This window comes from Seinonella peptonophila, from assembly GCF_900129355.1.
GTDB lineage: Bacteria > Bacillota > Bacilli > Thermoactinomycetales > Thermoactinomycetaceae > Seinonella > Seinonella peptonophila.
This window is the reverse complement of record NZ_FQVL01000006.1, coordinates 63,622-80,903: the sequence shown is the minus strand read 5'-3', so window position 1 is coordinate 80,903 and position 17,282 is coordinate 63,622. Positions and strand designations below refer to the sequence as shown.

At 36.0% G+C, this 17,282-nt stretch carries 16 protein-coding genes; 10 read left to right on the top strand and 6 right to left on the bottom strand.

Annotated elements, in window-relative coordinates; genetic code table 11:
- Positions 1 to 59: 59 nt before the first annotated feature.
- The gene (locus BUB71_RS11100) at positions 60 to 728 is read right to left on the bottom strand and encodes a DUF981 family protein (protein ID WP_073154916.1); all 669 of its coding nucleotides are present in this window, start codon (positions 726 to 728) and stop codon (positions 60 to 62) included.
- A 443-nt stretch (positions 729 to 1,171) separates the two neighbouring features.
- Here BUB71_RS11100 and BUB71_RS11095 point away from each other — a divergent pair, with 443 nt between their 5' ends.
- A complete protein-coding gene (locus BUB71_RS11095; protein ID WP_073154915.1) occupies positions 1,172 to 1,564 on the top strand; it encodes a hypothetical protein in 393 nt (130 codons plus the stop codon).
- Between the two features lie 300 nt (positions 1,565 to 1,864).
- Here the strand turns inward: BUB71_RS11095 and BUB71_RS11090 are convergent, their stop codons facing one another.
- The 3 genes from BUB71_RS11090 to BUB71_RS11080 form a co-directional block, all read right to left on the bottom strand.
- The gene (locus BUB71_RS11090; RefSeq protein WP_073154914.1) at positions 1,865 to 2,479 is read right to left on the bottom strand and encodes a hypothetical protein; all 615 of its coding nucleotides are present in this window, start codon (positions 2,477 to 2,479) and stop codon (positions 1,865 to 1,867) included.
- A 206-nt stretch (positions 2,480 to 2,685) separates the two neighbouring features.
- Positions 2,686 to 3,354, bottom strand: a complete 669-nt coding sequence (locus tag BUB71_RS11085; RefSeq protein WP_073154913.1) for a DUF2306 domain-containing protein — start codon at positions 3,352 to 3,354, stop codon at positions 2,686 to 2,688.
- Positions 3,355 to 3,427: 73 nt separating this feature from the next.
- Positions 3,428 to 4,453 (bottom strand): DJ-1/PfpI family protein, encoded by a 1,026-nt coding sequence (locus tag BUB71_RS11080; RefSeq protein WP_073154912.1) that lies wholly within the window; start codon positions 4,451 to 4,453, stop codon positions 3,428 to 3,430.
- 245 nt (positions 4,454 to 4,698) lie between these two features.
- Between BUB71_RS11080 and BUB71_RS11075 the strand changes: the two genes are divergently transcribed.
- The 4 genes from BUB71_RS11075 (at position 4,699) to BUB71_RS11060 (ending at position 9,454) form a co-directional block, all read left to right on the top strand.
- Positions 4,699 to 5,409 (top strand): response regulator transcription factor, encoded by a 711-nt coding sequence (locus BUB71_RS11075; RefSeq protein WP_073154911.1) that lies wholly within the window; start codon positions 4,699 to 4,701, stop codon positions 5,407 to 5,409.
- Complete coding sequence (locus BUB71_RS11070; protein WP_073154910.1) at positions 5,387 to 6,709, top strand: sensor histidine kinase; 1,323 nt, start codon at positions 5,387 to 5,389, stop codon at positions 6,707 to 6,709. Before BUB71_RS11075 ends, BUB71_RS11070 begins: the two co-directional genes overlap by 23 nt.
- Before the next feature lie 184 nt (positions 6,710 to 6,893).
- Positions 6,894 to 7,877 (top strand): VOC family protein, encoded by a 984-nt coding sequence (locus BUB71_RS11065; protein ID WP_175552350.1) that lies wholly within the window; start codon positions 6,894 to 6,896, stop codon positions 7,875 to 7,877.
- Between the two features lie 272 nt (positions 7,878 to 8,149).
- Entirely contained in the window at positions 8,150 to 9,454 is a 1,305-nt protein-coding gene (locus tag BUB71_RS11060) for a hypothetical protein (RefSeq protein WP_073154909.1), read from the top strand.
- 525 nt (positions 9,455 to 9,979) lie between these two features.
- Here BUB71_RS11060 and BUB71_RS19105 read toward each other — a convergent pair.
- Complete coding sequence (locus BUB71_RS19105; RefSeq protein ID WP_139279069.1) at positions 9,980 to 10,648, bottom strand: hypothetical protein; 669 nt, start codon at positions 10,646 to 10,648, stop codon at positions 9,980 to 9,982.
- A gap of 459 nt (positions 10,649 to 11,107) precedes the next feature.
- Between BUB71_RS19105 and BUB71_RS11050 the strand changes: the two genes are divergently transcribed.
- Positions 11,108 to 11,644, top strand: a complete 537-nt coding sequence (locus tag BUB71_RS11050) for a nitroreductase family protein (RefSeq protein WP_073154907.1) — start codon at positions 11,108 to 11,110, stop codon at positions 11,642 to 11,644.
- A gap of 144 nt (positions 11,645 to 11,788) precedes the next feature.
- Here the strand turns inward: BUB71_RS11050 and BUB71_RS11045 are convergent, their stop codons facing one another.
- Positions 11,789 to 12,226, bottom strand: coding sequence for a GNAT family N-acetyltransferase (locus tag BUB71_RS11045; RefSeq protein WP_073154906.1), 438 nt, complete (start codon positions 12,224 to 12,226; stop codon positions 11,789 to 11,791).
- A 231-nt stretch (positions 12,227 to 12,457) separates the two neighbouring features.
- On the opposite strand from BUB71_RS11045, the gene BUB71_RS11040 reads away from it, so the two are divergent.
- From BUB71_RS11040 to BUB71_RS11025, 4 genes are all read left to right on the top strand, one after another.
- Positions 12,458 to 13,006 (top strand): dihydrofolate reductase family protein, encoded by a 549-nt coding sequence (locus BUB71_RS11040; RefSeq protein WP_073154905.1) that lies wholly within the window; start codon positions 12,458 to 12,460, stop codon positions 13,004 to 13,006.
- A 345-nt stretch (positions 13,007 to 13,351) separates the two neighbouring features.
- Complete coding sequence (locus BUB71_RS11035) at positions 13,352 to 13,930, top strand: dihydrofolate reductase family protein (RefSeq protein WP_073154904.1); 579 nt, start codon at positions 13,352 to 13,354, stop codon at positions 13,928 to 13,930.
- Positions 13,931 to 14,369: 439 nt separating this feature from the next.
- The gene (locus BUB71_RS11030; protein WP_139279068.1) at positions 14,370 to 15,596 is read left to right on the top strand and encodes a macrolide family glycosyltransferase; all 1,227 of its coding nucleotides are present in this window, start codon (positions 14,370 to 14,372) and stop codon (positions 15,594 to 15,596) included.
- 265 nt (positions 15,597 to 15,861) lie between these two features.
- Complete coding sequence (locus BUB71_RS11025; protein WP_073154903.1) at positions 15,862 to 17,211, top strand: hypothetical protein; 1,350 nt, start codon at positions 15,862 to 15,864, stop codon at positions 17,209 to 17,211.
- Positions 17,212 to 17,282: the final 71 nt, after the last annotated feature.

The following is a 17,282-nucleotide window of genomic DNA, read 5'->3' as shown; positions in this document are numbered from 1 at the left end:
TTTGGCGGGTATAGAAGATTAGAAAACAAGGATTGATTCTGTCTCTATGTATGAATAAACTACTTTACTCGGAAGTTAAAGTCCATAGCAATATGAGTATAGTAGACTACCACAGCTACAAGAAGCCAGCCAATTCCTGTAACAAACCAAGTACTACATGCTACCATCATTAATTTTTGTGATCTAACCCAAACTGCTGGTAAAGTGACTAGGCAACCAATCGCTGGTAAAGCGTACAAAGCACAAAGACTAAGATTAACGAGCGATTTTGGCCAAGTGCCTAAAATTGGCTCTTGAGATGGAGCAGTGGCAAATACTTCAAACTGGATGGCTCCAATGGTGATCGCGGTTAGTGCCAATCCAAGGGCAAACACAAACACTGATACAGGTTGAGCCACTGTAAATAGATGATCCAACGCTTGGTCTCCTTTTGCCAACACCGAATTTCCCCTCTTCCACAGATAAACAGCAGCCAGGATGAGTAATACCCCGAATGCACAGGTCATTTCACCAAACATGAAGTTTTTGAATTTTTCGGGGCTCTGAAGAGGCCAAAAAAGAGACATATGTCCACCACTGATTGTGAGGATCATACCTAATCCACCAAAGGTGAGCGCCCATACATCAAATGTTTGGATGCGATTTTTGTACAGTTGATATGCAAGCATAGGTAGTAAAATAAGAGCAACTCCTGCTGCTAATCCCATAATAGTCGTATAAGTGATCATGTAATGGGACACCTCCATAAGTAATGGTATACACTTTGATTGCGATCATAAGACATTTTAAGGTTTAATATTTCTATGAATTCCTAATTAAATTCTACTATTTCTTGCTGGTTTTTGCAAACGCTTTCAAATATTGATGTATAAAATGAATTATTGGGTTAATGATACTACACATTTACGCGTTTATTCTCTCTAAGTTCGTAAATTTTTAAATAGCGATCATATTAGATGTCTAGTTTTACAATTGATTTACGAATGATCAAAAAGGAATTGAGAAGATTTTTATATAGAAAATGAAAATATGATGTACACCATGTATAATTTTACTGGTTTTTTCCATTATTTATGATCTTTTAATTATAATTTTTATATTGATAAAATAATTGTTTTTATAATATATTGATTGTGTGTTATTGATTTAGCATAAAAGTGGGAGTGATAGAATGAAGAAATTCTATATGACAACCGTTACAGCAGTGTTAGCATTAATTTTTGTTTTTGCAGGACAAATCCAATCATATGCAGCCACGTATGGTTATACAGAAATCAAAGGAACAAATAATTATAGTTATACTGTGGCAGTAGAAGCTAATCGAACGGGACATTATGTCGCTTACAGTGTCTGGACTAAAAATGATATAAATGTCAAATGGTGGATTAAAGACCTTGACACTGGAGTTACTGTTAAGACTGGAAAAATTACCTCGACAGGTTTTAATGGGGGTAAAGTTACCGGACTATATGGTAAGAGATATCGGCTATATCTAAAGTGTGACGATTATTCTTGGAACAACAATAAGTGCAACTCCTATGGGATCATTTCTACTTATCAATAAGATGAAAAATGAACAATCAATGGAGTGAAGTGAGGGGATTATGCAGAAATCCCCCACTTTTTTTATTGCTAGAAGAGGCTGATGTTTGAACACCCCCTCCCTACCAACAAGAAGTTGCCTATCTTAGGCAACTTCTTGTAACGCTACATAAAATGACCCACTGATGCTTGTTGTATCGATTAGATATAGGTTTAGGACAGTTTCCTAGTTGCCTACTTGTTCCAGCGTATAGCATGGGGATCGTATCTGTTAGCTAGATGGACTTATTGTATTCTCAAAGCATGGTCTATATCAGTTCAATCATCTGCTCCCTCGTTCTCTTCCTAAGAGCTTATTCCAAAATGCGAAGGATTTTTTTTGTTCGTTTTTAGCGGATATGTCAATCTCATTGAGTGCTGTTTTTAAGGTAGATTTCCTGCTTGCATGGTTTAAAATGGGAAAGATATCTCCCATTTTCTTTTGAATATTTTTTAGTTTTTGCATGTCACCATAGCCAATATGAATGGAGAGGCCACGCCATTTTTTAAAAATTTTTGTCACATCGTTTTGTTGATGTTTTTCCCATAACCAGTTTATATTTTCTTCGACATCTTTTACATTAGAACCGAAAGTAATTCCACAATAATGAATTCCTACATCTTGTTTATATGGGTTTGGATCAATATAATGTTCTACAGCTTTCGGTGGAAAGCCCAAGATTTGCCCCAGCCACTGGTGCTGTTCACTTATGGTAGTGATTCTCTTCCATGCTGCTAATTGTTGGTCTCTTTCTTTTGGAGTTCGGAAAAATACGTATCCTTGAATCAGGTCTTGATGATCCATGATCAAATAAGGAAAGTTCTTTAATGATCTTTTTATTGTTTGGTCAAAAATCGCCGGCTTGATACCTCGTTTAAATGATTGAATTTCATTCATTTTTCACCCGTTATGATGATATTTAGAGTTTACATGATATATCAATATTCTAGTTGTAGATAAAGGTAGTGGTTCTGTTGATATTTAACACTTCGATGCAGGTTTCTATTCAGTCTAAACCAATATATCAATATTAATCCTATTGTTATTATATCAAAGGGAATGAAAATTACTGTTGTTAGAGTGAAATTATTGCCGCTATGAGATTAATTTGTCAAATTGGACGTAATTTCTTTTTTAATAGATTTGATTTGAGTAGGAACTCGAAAGACTTTACGAATGATCACTTCAGCGATGATAAAGTTCAAAAGTATCGTAACGTAGACAGCTATTGTATAGCTTATATCGTAATGGATGCCAAACCCATTATACAAAGCAAAGGTTATCACCTGAATAAACATATTGGTGTAACAGTACACATAACTTCGAACCATCCAGTTCCGATGTTGATTGATACGTTTTCTTTTAATTTGAACATAAGCTGTAATGGTAACGACTAACCAAATGATATTCATCATATTAAACCCAATGCTATTGATTCTACCTCCTGTTGCAAAAGGCGCCATATAACCAGATGTTAAACAAGCCACCGAAACAGAAAGTAAATAAAGGTAACCATTTATACGGTGAAGTTTTCGATTTTTTTGTAAGATTTTAGTAGAAAAGTTAATAGCCCCTGAAATCATTCCTAGACAAGCGGAAATGACATGGATGTAGAGTACAATTAACCACACAGAAACATTCATATGATAATTTAGATTCTTTTTATTACTTAAAAAGTGAGTAGCTTGGGGATCGATAATTAAATTTGTAGATATAACATAGACAATGTATATAACAGAGATCGCAATAGATAAGTACAGATATTTTTTCAATCGAAATCCTCATTTCTTGATGAAATCAGCTTGTTTATCTGACTCAAAACCTAGCAAAGATCATATTTTTTGTTTAGCGATATTCGTCAATACGTTCACCGATAAATTTTGAAGATGGTAGCATGCTAGCCTTGGCAATTCCGCTCAGCTGGTTTCCGTCCAATGTAGCCTCAAATTTGAGCTTCAATGCCATCGGTTTTTTAATATATTGTGACCAAGTTAATTGATTTCCCATGATAACAGGGTTTATAAAATCGTTTATCTCACCATCTTGTTCAGCTGATCCTTGTATTTTTCCATTCTTTGTTGTGATTCGGGCAATAACCAACTGTTTACCGATTGGTGTAGAAATCGTGAGTTTCCATTTACCATCAAATTTTGAATCTAAGGTTTTATGATTCGTTTTATCTGGAAAATGAGAAGTTGACTTCTCGTCTGAACTATGATGGAGATTTTCCTCGAATGGAACAAGACCTTTAGCATTCCAGACAGTTCCTCGACGTTCATATTCAAATAACTTTTCTACCTTATGGGCTATATGGGAACCCAACTGACTTTCTACCACGAATAATGCCACATCAAGACCCGAAGTTACACCACCACCTGTAATCAGATTTCCATCTTCTACAACTCGTGCAGCTATAGGAACAGCGCCTGTTGCAGCGAGAACATCCATACCAAGATGATGTGTCACAGCATGTCGACCGTTAAGTAAACCGTTCATTGCTAGTAGCAGAGAGCCGCCGCAAACTGTAGCTATGATAAGATCAGATTTGTTCATTCCAAGTCGAACGAGGTTACAGATTTCTGTTTTTGCTGCTCTCCCAAGAATGGAGGGAATTGAATCTGCTCCATCTCCGCTAACTTCTCCTGCTGCTCCAGGGATTAATAGGATATGGGCGCGCTCTGGATCAAGTTTGCCATTGGCACGTATTTCAAGCCCATCAATGCCGCTTGGTACTGATCTAGCCCCCTCAGCTGTTACCAATTCTACCTTCAATACACCATCTACAAGTTTACTAGCTGCATGAAATACTTCATAGGGTGCAATCGCATCGAGAAGATCAAATCCATCAAATAATACAATTTGAACGATCATAAATGATTCTCCTTCTAAATTATAGAATTTTAAAAATGAAACTCGAGGTTCAAATTTAAGCCTATAATCAGAGGTTAACAATTAAGGGTCTCAAACAAAGGTGCAAAAAGGTCACAAAATCATTAATAAACCATCTCAATAAATGGAAGCAAACTTGTTTCAGATTGGAGTCGTGATAAACTTGAAAGGATTTCATTAGGAAATATAATGAGAGGACGATTCATCGAACCAAAGGTGGGATTTTCTTGAGTGAGTCACAGACAATTCTAGTAGTAGATGATGATAAAAGTATCGTTGAGTTACTAAAGGATTTTTTGGAGAATGATGGGTTTGATGTGCAGATAGCTAATGATGCTGATCAAGCGTTGGCTGTTTTCCAACAAAGCACAATTGATTGTATGATCTTAGACATCATGATGCCAGGTCAAAACGGTTTTGACTTATGTCGACAGATCCGTATAAAAAGTAGTGTTCCTATCCTTTTCTTAAGTGCCCGTAGTGACGATGTGGATAAGATTAGAGGTCTAGTACTCGGTGGTGATGACTATATAGTGAAAACAGCTTCTCCAGGAGAAATTGTTGCTAGAGTGAGAGCTGTACTGCGTCGTTCTGGTTCTCAACGAGAACACAATCGAAAGATCTTAGATTACGGACGCCTTACATTGGATATAACCACGAGAGAAGTCTTTGTAGAAGGGAAAAAAATCTCGTTGACACCAAAGGAATATGAACTATTACGATTATTTGCTGAACATCCAAGGTATGTTTTCACATATGATCAGTTACTCGAAAAGTTTTGGGATGGATTTGGGGATAAACATATTATCCGTGTTCATCTCAGTAGACTCCGTGAAAAAATTGAAGAGAATCCAAATCAGCCACAATACTTGATTAACGAATGGGGTGTAGGATATCGCTTTGAAGGAGGAAAAAATGCGAACACTCCGCATTCGTAAATTCACATTGCTTAGTCTGTTTTTCATTCTCACGTTGCCGTGGCTGTTCTTGGTAGCAACTCACTTTATTGAAACAAAAACGCTTCGCTTTGAAATCAGTGAGGTTCAACAAAAAAATGTGGATCAAACTGTACAACTGATTGGAACAAATGAGGGAAAATGGAAGGATGTGGTTTGGCAAAAGCAATTACAAAGACATCTACAGAAAACAAAGATGAGTTTGGTCATATACTCCGCATCTAAGCAAGAGATTTTTCGATCTACAAATGATGATGCTTTTAGATCAATAGAAAAGTTTTCAGTGGTTCAGGATGGACATATATTGGGAATCATTGAGATCTACCTACCCTATTCGAATAGGTTTAAAATGATTGCGGCAGTTACCGGGTTATTGTTAGCTTTTTTTATTGTTGGCTATGAAATGCGAAGATTTATCATTAAGCCGCTTGAGAAGATGAGTTTGTCAGCTCAGCAAATAGCGAGAGGAGATTTGGATATCCAATTACCTGTATCACGGATCACAGAAATTGCTGAAGTGCGAGATGGATTTAAAGTTATGGTGAAGAGTCTTCAAGAGTCTTATCAGAGACAAATAAAATCGGAAGAAGAACGGCGATTCATAATTGGTGCTGTAGCACATGATTTGCGTACACCTTTATTTGCGTTACGAGGATATTTAGAAGGTCTAGAGCAAGGTATTGCGGATTCTCCAGAAAAAATGGCAAAGTATTTCGCAGTGTGTAAGGAAAAAACGGCACAATTAGATCGACTTGTGGAGGATCTTTTTGATTATACAAAGACGGAATACCTAGAGACGGAAGTTAATAGAAGAAATGTTGATCTTTTATGCGTTATACAGAAGTCAGTTGATAGTCTAAGTCTACTAGCCAAAGAGAAACAGATCTTGATCCATTTCGCTCCTTCTGAAGATCATTGTCTGGTTGAAGGAGATTCGCATTTATTAGAGCGTGCCTTGAGCAACATATTAGATAATGCCGTTAAACACACGCCAGTCCAAGGTGAAATTTTTGTTCGATGCTATAAGGATTCTACTAAAGTGATGTTTACGATTCTAGATACAGGACCAGGTTTCCCATCTCAAGAAATAAAGCGTGTATTTGAGCCTTTGTATCGTGGCGAAGTTTCCAGAAATCGTTTAACAGGAGGAACAGGTTTGGGCTTAACCATTGCTCAAAGAATAATCAGACAGCACAGGGGTGAGCTAGTAGCAGAAAACCATCTAGAAGGTGGTGCACTTGTGACAGGCTGGCTACCTGAGTCTCATAACTTCTCAGACTAAATTTGCTTAAATCTGGATTATAGAGGAGACAAAATAACAAGATTCTATCTTTGATATGAGTATTCTCCAATTAATATGAAGCAGTTTTATTTAAAATAATTATTTTTGATATATTATTTTAAAACGCAAACTATTATAATATGAAATATTAAATACAATTATGCAGCTTGAAAGGGTGAGCAAGTTGAAGAAAAGTTACATGTTTAGTAGCATTCCTCTTGTTTTAGCTCTATTTCTCAGTTTTATGACTTTTTTTAGCCCCAAAGCTATAGCCGCCTCTGACCCTCTGCTCGGTAACCCGATAGTACATCAGATCGGTTTTGTAGTAAAAGATATAGATAAAGCATCGACTGATTATGCGAAATTGTTTGGGATTAAGAAACCAGCTGCATATGACATGGGATCTTTGGTTACAAATTCGAAATTTCACGGTCAATCGGTAGGGTTTGACCATAAAGCTACTTTTATCGATACCTCTACCATTCAAATCGAGCTCTTGCAACCGGGTAACGAACCCAGTACGATTGGTGAGTTTTTAGCAAACTCGGGAGAAGGAGTTCATCATACTTCGATTGCCGTTAACGATATACAAGGGAAATCAGCGTTATTGGAAAGTATGGGAGCTCCTGTTGTACAAACAGGGGATATTATGAACGATGGAGGTTACTTTTCTTTCATAGATACCTCCTATATGTATAAAACTATGCTTGAATTGGTAGAGATTAAGACAACTCCTCCGTTCCCTCCGAATGAACCAGCAGGTGCTCCATTGTTAGGGACAAATAAAATAGCCCAATTGGGTTTTGTCGTGAATAATCTAGACCAGGCAGCCGGCGAATATGCCAAATTGTTAGGAGTAGATAAGCCATCTGTTGTAACGGATGATAGATTCAAAAGCATGATATTCCACACACCAACTGTTGACATTGAATTGATTGAGCCTGACCAGACAGGAAACATATGGAGAAAACATCTCAAATCAAAAGGAGAAGGTGTCTATCATCTGGCTTTTGAGGTGGATAATCTGAAAAAGAGCATAGATCTATTGCAAAAAATGGGTTATCCGATGATTCAAACAGGCGTTACGAAATCAGGGACTAAATACGCTTATATGGATACAACTTCATCATTCAAAGTTATCTTCAAATTAATGGAGAAAAAATCATGATTCATATTTTCATAACAAGAGTTAATCCTTATAGTTGAAAGGCTTTATCTAAGGAGAATCGGGGTATTGATTCTCCTTTTTAAACATGTAAAGAAACTTTCCTCAGAAACTATGAAGTTCAGTGGCTATTGCCAAACTTTCTCTAACGTTGCGAATGAAGATCTCTCGTTCTAAATTTAGTACTTATTGCCTATTTTTATGAATGGTTTATCATCGAATTATGATAAAATCCTTATATATTTGAATTCTACATTCTAGAAATAGGTGATCTCATGCAACTTGGATATTACATTTACAATGATCAACTCAGTCAACCTTTTATTTGGAACCCCATTTATCAACAAACAGTATCTCACCCGATTTTGGACAAAACCTTTACTTTTTACCATTCCAATGATATAGCAAGCAATCCTTTTCTAAAAAAAGCTTCTCGACGTTTAGATCGATTCTTTACTAGTCTTCAATCTGATTCACTGTCTAGTAATGGTTCCTGTTTTTTAGAAGAGATTCATGGGGGAAAACAACTAAATCGAACAGTTTATTCCCATATGAAAATTGATGAGCATGAATACTATGTATTTACTCAAGGCATTAAAGATTTACCTAGTTCAATCAATCAATTTTCGCGAATTCATATTTATAGCGGTATTTGCTTATTTGGTGCGCAAACGATATACGGAACAACAGCAAATAATCAAAAAGTTTCTGTATTAACTAAACGTTTAAATGATCTCACTTCACCGATTACAGATTTTTGGTTGGACGATAACCCCAGTTTTTATGAGATTGAAAGTATTGTTCGCTTATCCCATTGCATTTCCGATTTTGTGTCCACCCTTCCAGCATCTATTCCATATAGTATTACATTAGATGAGCCACGACTACAGTATGTTCTCTATTTACTTGATCTTTTAGAAAGACAACTGATCTCTTATCCGCTACTTGAACAGTGGATGAACTATGTGAATCGCCGACATCAAGCTGTTCTCACATCTTATAAAGAAGCGATCCTCGCACTTTTGAAAAAAAAGAACCTAAAACATGTTATCTCTATAAATGATGCAAATGGCTTGTCTCCGATTGATCAGCTTATAACTGAAGGAATTGTCTCACGAAAAATGCCCGATCTGGCTAAACTGATTGCTGAGCTTAGTAGCAATGATGAATGCTGGGCACTTTTATGTAACATTTCTCCTCCACAAACCTACCAAGAGTTATCTTATCTGAGCTATGTTCGAAATTTTTTACAACAATGCCTGAAACAAGCGGATGAACCCGCAGAACTGTTATTTCAAATCGATAATCCGATGGAACGTAAGATCTATCGCTATGCAAAGAATTATGTGAAGAAAATCAATCAAACTTCTGATCATCAGTATCAATGTCATGCAGCCGCACTTTTTCCACATGAGCAGATCTTCCTTGCAACTGGACCAGCTGAACTCTATTATCATCAATGGGATCAGCAAAGCGTGAGAAATGTGCAACAGGATTTTTCAATCTTGGAGAAACTCTATTCCTCAACTCATCAATCCTTGATCATGAAAAATTTCCAAGATGCTTCAGTCGTTTCATGATTGAAAGAGTAATTTCTTTGAAAAAAGGTTTAGTTTTTCGATAAAGCCGCATTTCATCTAGGTAACTAATAAAAGATCCTCTTACTATCTAGAAAATATGTTATTAAAACATGAAAGTTTTTAACGGTTAAAACTAAGGAGCCTGACTAGAATGAATAAGGTGTTTCTAGGTTTTATAGTCTTTGCATTAATTCTTGGGTTTGCTTATTTGGTAATATATATGTTGTGGGGATGGATTCGAAAAATGATAAAGCATTTCACACAATGAGGTGCTGATAAGCTATTTTACCAAGTGAAAATTAACATAATGAGCATCAGCAGGAGATAAACATGATCGAACTTCGCCACTACTGTTCATTTATGACCATTCATAAACAGTGTTCTCTAAATAAAAATAGCTAGCCAACAACAAATCAATGTTGATGGACTAGCTTTATATACAGTGCATGATTTTCAGTTTAGATACTGTTTAATGGTTTATTTAAGTGCTATGGTCTTTAGACAATGTTTCTTTATGTGTTTGATCTAGTAACTTCCTTCGATGTATCCAGGTTCATTACTATAGCTGTTTCCTGAACTGTTAGGATCAACTGAAACAATACGGCTGTCATTTGTGTTGTTATCTACATAATTGTATTCATTATTGCTAGAGTAACTATTGTTCGGGTAGTTATTGTTGGTTTGATTGTATCCATAACTGTTGGAATTAGGAATGGTATTATTTGTAGATGACTGGGTCTGTTTTTTATTGGATGTCGATTTTGAAGATGATATCGTTTTAGAGCTACTCTTGTTCGATGATTGTGAAAGTGCAGTGGTTTTCGATTGTTTTTGTTTGACAGGTTGGGTTGTTATTATTTTTGAGCTGGCTTTTGGTATCCCTTCGGTCTTTTTGTTTGTTATTTTCTGTGTTGGGTTTGAATTTGAAGGCATTGTAGGTTTATTGATCGCTACTCTTTTGTTATATGTAGAATGGGGTGTTTTATTTACTAGAGTCGTTTTTATTTGATTTGAAGAAGACGATTTCAACCCAGTTTTTTGGTCTTGGTTTGAATGGATCAAGACAAATGTTCCAAATACACTAATCAAAACCAGAGTACCAACTAGATATAAATGCGATAATGTAAATCTCCTTGGGTCTTTCAAAGGTAAAAATTGGCGAGAGCTGTTCTGACCAGTAAGTCTATGATTCATTGCAAAACCTCACTTTTGTAGAGTTAACATACTTAAACCGAATAATAACATATATATCGATCTTCAAAAATATTTAAATCAAAATAATTATCTATGATGATCTTGGCTGTAAAATGTAAGCTCGAAATCGTGTATATATGAGCTTTATATTCCAATTAATCAGAGTATCTTCGTAGATTCTTAGCTATCCTACTTTGGTTTTTTTATATCCTAAAAGTGTATTTATATCTTTTCGCCTATAAACGATATGATCCTCTGTTGGTAACCAGCATTTCGAAGCAAGATGGCTAATCATTGAGTTAGCGATTTTTGGTGGAAATTTCATTGGATAATAGAGAAAATACAAATAAGGGGAAAAATCATGGATCGAGATGTGTTCGATTCAAATAGAATTACAAGTAACTGAAAGAAAGTATGATGCTAAGCATCTCTCGATCCTGGAATAAAGGAAGTGTAAATATGGATGTGTTATCAGCGATTATGAAGCGTAGAGAAATTACAAAGTTTACTCAGGAGTCGATTCCAAATGAATTAATGAATCAATTGGTAAAGGCGGCATATTTATCGCCCAGTGGTAACAATTTACCTTCTAGAGAATTTATCGTTGTAACCGACCGTGGGAAATTGTCGCAGCTAACTTCTACCACACCTTATATGAAATGGCTAAAAGATGCTGCAGCAGCGGTAGTCATTGTGGGAAATCAACAAATGAGTAAGTATTGGCTGCAAGATGCTTCGATTGCTGGAGGATTCCTTTGGTTAGCAGCAGTTTCTAAAGGGCTGGGAGCAGCATGGGGAGCGGTCTATCATGCAGAAGATGAGCAGGAATCGGCAACACGTGAAAAATATGTCCGAGAATACTTGAATATTCCTGACCATCTGAGGGTGGTTGCAATCATCGGGCTAGGATATCCCGCTTTAGAAACTGATCCAAAAGAGATGTATGCGCTTGAAAGAGTCTTGCATCGAGAAAAATATGAAGAGAAAATGGAATAAATGACTTATCAACAAAGATATGTTCCAGCCTCGATGAATTGAGAATTTTTTAAAGGGAAGAGCTACCATAGAAGTCATTGGAAACAACTAAAACTACAAAATGAGGTTGGGTTCGTTTTGCAAAGTCGCGGGAAGTGGAAAAATCTACTCTAAATATTTATACATGACGATATGTGGAATACCATGAGCGTTTTCGAATACATTTCCCCATGCTCGAAATCCCATTTTTAAATAATATGGCTTTGATGCAACTCTTCCGTTACACCATATCAAATCGGCATTTCGATCAGCTAAGATAGCAATTCCTTTTCCTATTAACTTGCTGCCGATTCCTTGCCATCTATAGTCTACGGCAGTTGCCATTCCCCGTAATAGAAAGGCCTTTTGACTAGTTAATTGAGCATGTGATCGGTGATATAATGAAACAATACTGACCAATTTTCCTTCTATAAATGCCCCCATATGCAGCGTTTCAGCATGATGATCATCATCATAATAATTTTCCTCAATCGGAAGATGGGGACGCAATACTTTTTGTCTTAATGCATATGTGTCACTTGCTTTGATCTCTCTAAATTTCATTTGCTCACCTCTATTAAAATAAATCAGTTCACTTTGGTTTGTTCTATTAAAATTTTTATGACTGGTCTTATCGTTCATTATCGCATGAAATATAAACTCTTTTGAATTAAAAACAGCCCATTGAAAAACGAATTTAATTAATTAGGTATTCTAATGAATAACTATTGCATATATTGTATAATGAATAGGGATAATTCTATTAAAAGATAATAATCCGGAGGAGAATGTAGCATGAGAAAAGTCATCGTATCGGAATTTATTTCACTTGATGGTGTGATTGAGAATCCAGAATGGACCTTCCAATTTGGAAGTGATGAGCAACAACAATATAAATATGAAGAGCTGAAAGAGAGCGATGCATTACTGCTTGGTCGTGTTACATATGAAGGATTTGCTGCCAATTGGCCAAATATGATTGAGCAAACAGGCGAATATGGACAGTGGATGAATAACTATCCCAAGTATGTTATATCCAATACACTCGACAAAGCCGAATGGAATAATTCTAGCGTGGTGAAAGGTGACATTGCCAAAGAGTTGAAAGAATTAAAAGAGCAGCCAGGAAAAGACATTCTAGTATTTGGCAGTGGCGCTTTAATTCAAACTTTGGCTCAGTTAGACCTTGTGGATGAGTATCGGTTGATGACTTTTCCTATTGTGCTAGGCAAAGGCCAAAGGCTTTTTGGCGAGGGATTTAAAAATCAAGTGTTGAAATTAATAGACACCAAAACATTTGAAACTGGCGTTCAAGTACTTACTTATCAGGTGAATAGAGATTAATGATTCAAACTAAATTAATTTTATGTTCATTGTCATGATGTTGTTAGTTAGTTAAATACAATTGATCGACAATATTTATGATACACGAGTTAAATCAGCTTATTTGGTTGATTTAACTCTTTTTGTAATTCTATCTGAATAAATCAAGAAGATGATACATTTCTGCTGTGTATGAGATGAATGAATGGAATCTTATCGTAAATTTTAGTGGTTTTTTATTTGGGGAATGTAATCAATTTAAAATATTTTTTCATATATGAATAATTTTCTTAGCAATCTAAAAGAAATATGTATGGGATACTAAATATATATTTAAAATAACAAATTAAACAGAGGTGATCAGAAATGAGAAAAATTATCCTATACATGCATACATCACTTGATGGTTGTGTGGAAGGGTCTACCGACTGGGATTTGAATTGGATTCCTTACGATCATGCACTAGAAAAATATGCAAATGAAATTTTAAAAAAAGTAGACACTGTTTTATGGGGACGTTCTACCTTTCTAGGAATGCAAAACTTTTGGACATCAGTACCTGATAACCCAAAAAGTTCACAGCATGAAATCAATCATGCAAAATGGTTAGAAAATACAACTAAAATTGCTTTTTCACGAACACTTGATCAGGTGGATTGGAAAAACTCCCGATTGATAAAAGAAGATTTAGAAGCAGAGGTATTAAAACTAAAACAACAAGCTGGACAAGATATGGTTATTTTAGGCAGCCCTCGCTTTGCACAATCATTGATGAAATATGATTTGATTGATGAATATCGGTTGACGATTAGCCCAGTTGTTCTAGGTAATCAAAAGGTATTATTTAATGATCTTGAAGATCCATTGCCATTACAATTGACCGATTCAAGAGTTTTTGATTCTGGAGTAATTGCTGTTACCTATCAAAGAGTAAGAAATGACTAAATAAATAGGCACTGGAAAATTTGAGGCTATTGACAAGTTGGATTAAGATGAAATGTACGGATACGCAGGCCACTCCATCGATACAAATCGATGGGGTGGCTGATTAATTTAAGCTGATATATTTATGATGTATTTTTGAAAGTGTTCATACATGATCAAAGATAGTGAACAATTCGTCACCCGGCACCGCGCTACTTTGGCAGGTGCAATCTACCTGGTACCCTCCTGGATTGAATAGGTACAATCTTCCCAAGGTATAGGTTGATGGTTTATTTATACCTAGCTGGTGCTTGTAAAAGGAGAAAAGTTTTTGATTCGAATCGCAATCGAATGGAAGAATGTAATTGTTCGAATTGTGCATTTTCCTTCATAAACATATTGTGTATAATCCTCTAATTTCTCTTAGAATAAAGAGAAATTTGATAATGGGGTGTTGATTTTGGGAAATGTTTTATTTATCAATTACATGGGTGAAGGTCATATTAATCCAACCATTGGATTGGTTCAAGAACTGATTGCACGAGGGGAATCGATTACTTACTATACAAGTCAGATATATAAAGAAAAAATAGAAAAAACGGGTGCGACGGTTCGTGTTATTTCTGAAAAAGCGCAAAAAATCTTGTTTGAATTTGTAACGAAGCTGATGAGCCAAGGAAGAAATCTAGATCAATTTAACAAAAATCGATTTAAGCTGTTTGAAATTATGGAATGGATCACAGATGAGATACTGGATGAAATCCGCTTGGAATCATATGATTATGTGATCTATGATGCCATGAGTTTACCAGGAAAATGGATTGCTGAAATAAGACAACTGCCAACAGTATGCACATGGAGCACTTTTGCAAGTAATAAAGAGAGTGATTTGTTTAAAAAGAGATTAAAGAAGCAAGGATCAGCTATATTAAAAGCTTTAGATGGGCGAAAAGAGGAAATGGAAGCATTTAAAGCTCGTCTTGAACAAAAATATGGAATTTCCATTCAACCTTTTCCTCAGGCTGTGATGGACGAAGCTGATATCAATATTGTCTTTACATCTAAATATTTTCAATTAGAATCCGCCACATTTAAAGAAAACTTTTTGTTTGTTGGCCCTTCCATGATTGATCGCCAAGATCAAGGGGATTTTCCGCTTGATCGATTAAAGGACAGTGCGGTTGTATATATGGCTTTGGGAACCATCGCTAATAAAAGGCCTGATTTATATAAAGCATGCCTAGAGGGTTTGAATGACTTTGATGGAACGGTTGTTCTCGGCATTGGAAATCAGCTTTCAATATCTGAGTTAGGTTCGGTACCTGATCATTTCATTATACGAAACTATATCCCTCAGCTTGATGTGCTACGTTATAGTGATGCGTTTATTACACATTGTGGTATGAATAGCACAAGTGAAGCCTTATATTTTGGCACACCGTTAGTGATGTTACCACTGATGAATGATCAACCCATAGTAGCGAATCGAGTTAAGGAATTAGGGGCAGGTGTTATTTTGGATCATGAAACACTCAATGCTGAAAAACTCCGGGAAGCCGTGATAGAGGTGTTACAAAATCCAATTTATAAACAGAATAGCGAAAAAATTAGCCAATCCTTCCGGAAATCAGGTGGTTGTGCTCGCGCTGCTGATGAACTATTAAGTCGTATCAAGCAATTCGTGTAACAAAGATAGATTGATGGTATCCTCTATATAACCCCAAAGTAAAATGTCGTTCATTCACAATGGACGACGTTCTACTTTGGATTGTGAATGAACCACATCCAGTTTACCTTTTCGCTTATATAAAGTGGGAGTGCTTTGGTTTAGTTAGATAGAAATAAATAAAATTTGTTTTATGAATTGTCAATTGGCGGCTAGACTATATTTGACTATTATGATACGACAGAGTTAACAAATAAAATACTCATTTAACTAAAGGGTGGAGCAGATGAGTCAACCTAGTTTAAAAGGTTTTACTGTAGTATGTGGTCTGCCCGGATCAGGAAAAAGTAGTATTTTTGAAGCAATGGTAGATCAGAATGCACTGCCTTTATCCTATCCAAAAATGGATCGTATGGTCATCGACACAGCCATTCAGAGCGGACTAGATTTTATGACTGCGATGGAGATGTGTGGTGATGTCATTCAACATGAGCTATTTCGTAATATTGATGAGAATCGTCCCATATTGATGGAGACCGCTGTTGTACCAACGAAATACTTAAATCGGGCTGTTCAGCAAAGTGAAGAAATAAACCTTGTAGCTGTAACATGTGGCGATGATATAAGAGAAAACGAAACAAGAATGCGTTTTCGGGCGATTGCAGGAGGAATGGTTTTTGAAACTCAGGATTTAGAATCTAAGCAGCTCGAATATAGAGATGAGTTGAAGAAGTGGATGCCTCGTGTTTCTTATGCTTGTATCATTGATACAAGAGAAGAACCAAAAATAGTGATGGAGATGAACAAAGGTCAATTGATTTATCTTGATCCGCAAATGCCTTTGTGGGTTCAAGAATTAAGCAAGTCATTTGGATCTGTAGTACAAACTTCGGAAGAGAACCAATTTGCGGAGAGTTTGAAACAAGGATTGAATCAGATCAAACAAAAAACACCATATTTTGTTGGTGCGTTCATAGAAAGACCACATATTTACCGATATGTTATGAGGAAATTAAAGGAAGCTCAATTGAACGATTCTGAGGTAATCGATCAAATACCAAGTCTTTATCATTTACCACCGTATCAGTTTAACAATGCACAAATCACATTAGCGAATAAAATTCTAAAGAGTCGAATTGAAAATGGATTATCCACAGTTGTTACAGGTGAGTATATGTACGCTTTAACAGAAAATCATTTCAAAGCAGCAAAGGAAAAAGGATTTAATACAGAATTCTTGTTCGTTGCAGATGAAAGAGATCGATACACACATGATCCAGATAAACCCCAGTTTTTAAAACCATTACTACAGTCTGTTGACTATGGTAAGGTGGTTTTCGATGATATTCATAGACGTCATTTAGACGTGTTAGAAACATTTCAGGGTAGCGTAATGTACAGCTACGGTATTGATTCGCCTTGGTTGAGCCAAATAGCTAATCAATTACCAAGATCGGAAATTGATTTCTTAATGGATGATCCGTTCATTCAAAAGCTATGGGCTCCTTTGAAAATTTATTTAAATGAGTTTGAAACAGATAAAAACCGATTGCGTCCGAATGATGAGATTGATCGTGGCTTAACTCGATTGATTATGCAAAGATACTTAGGTCGTTTTGAGAGAGGCAATTTGTAATCTAAATATAATATGATATCGATCTGCTTCATTATTGAGTGGATAAAAAGATTGTTTAGTTTTGAGGTGTG

What these genes read in the sequence shown, in the direction of transcription:
- BUB71_RS11100 (WP_073154916.1), bottom strand. Translation starts at nt 728, where the DNA reads ATGATCACTTATACGACTATTATGGGATTAGCAGCAGGAGTTGCTCTT.
- BUB71_RS11095 (WP_073154915.1), top strand. Translation starts at nt 1,172, where the DNA reads ATGAAGAAATTCTATATGACAACCGTTACAGCAGTGTTAGCATTAATT.
- BUB71_RS11090 (WP_073154914.1), bottom strand. Translation starts at nt 2,479, where the DNA reads ATGAATGAAATTCAATCATTTAAACGAGGTATCAAGCCGGCGATTTTT.
- BUB71_RS11080 (WP_073154912.1), bottom strand. Translation starts at nt 4,453, where the DNA reads ATGATCGTTCAAATTGTATTATTTGATGGATTTGATCTTCTCGATGCG.
- BUB71_RS11070 (WP_073154910.1), top strand. Translation starts at nt 5,387, where the DNA reads ATGCGAACACTCCGCATTCGTAAATTCACATTGCTTAGTCTGTTTTTC.
- BUB71_RS11060 (WP_073154909.1), top strand. Translation starts at nt 8,150, where the DNA reads ATGCAACTTGGATATTACATTTACAATGATCAACTCAGTCAACCTTTT.
- BUB71_RS19105 (WP_139279069.1), bottom strand. Translation starts at nt 10,648, where the DNA reads ATGAATCATAGACTTACTGGTCAGAACAGCTCTCGCCAATTTTTACCT.
- BUB71_RS11050 (WP_073154907.1), top strand. Translation starts at nt 11,108, where the DNA reads ATGGATGTGTTATCAGCGATTATGAAGCGTAGAGAAATTACAAAGTTT.
- BUB71_RS11045 (WP_073154906.1), bottom strand. Translation starts at nt 12,226, where the DNA reads ATGAAATTTAGAGAGATCAAAGCAAGTGACACATATGCATTAAGACAA.
- BUB71_RS11040 (WP_073154905.1), top strand. Translation starts at nt 12,458, where the DNA reads ATGAGAAAAGTCATCGTATCGGAATTTATTTCACTTGATGGTGTGATT.
- BUB71_RS11035 (WP_073154904.1), top strand. Translation starts at nt 13,352, where the DNA reads ATGAGAAAAATTATCCTATACATGCATACATCACTTGATGGTTGTGTG.
- BUB71_RS11025 (WP_073154903.1), top strand. Translation starts at nt 15,862, where the DNA reads ATGAGTCAACCTAGTTTAAAAGGTTTTACTGTAGTATGTGGTCTGCCC.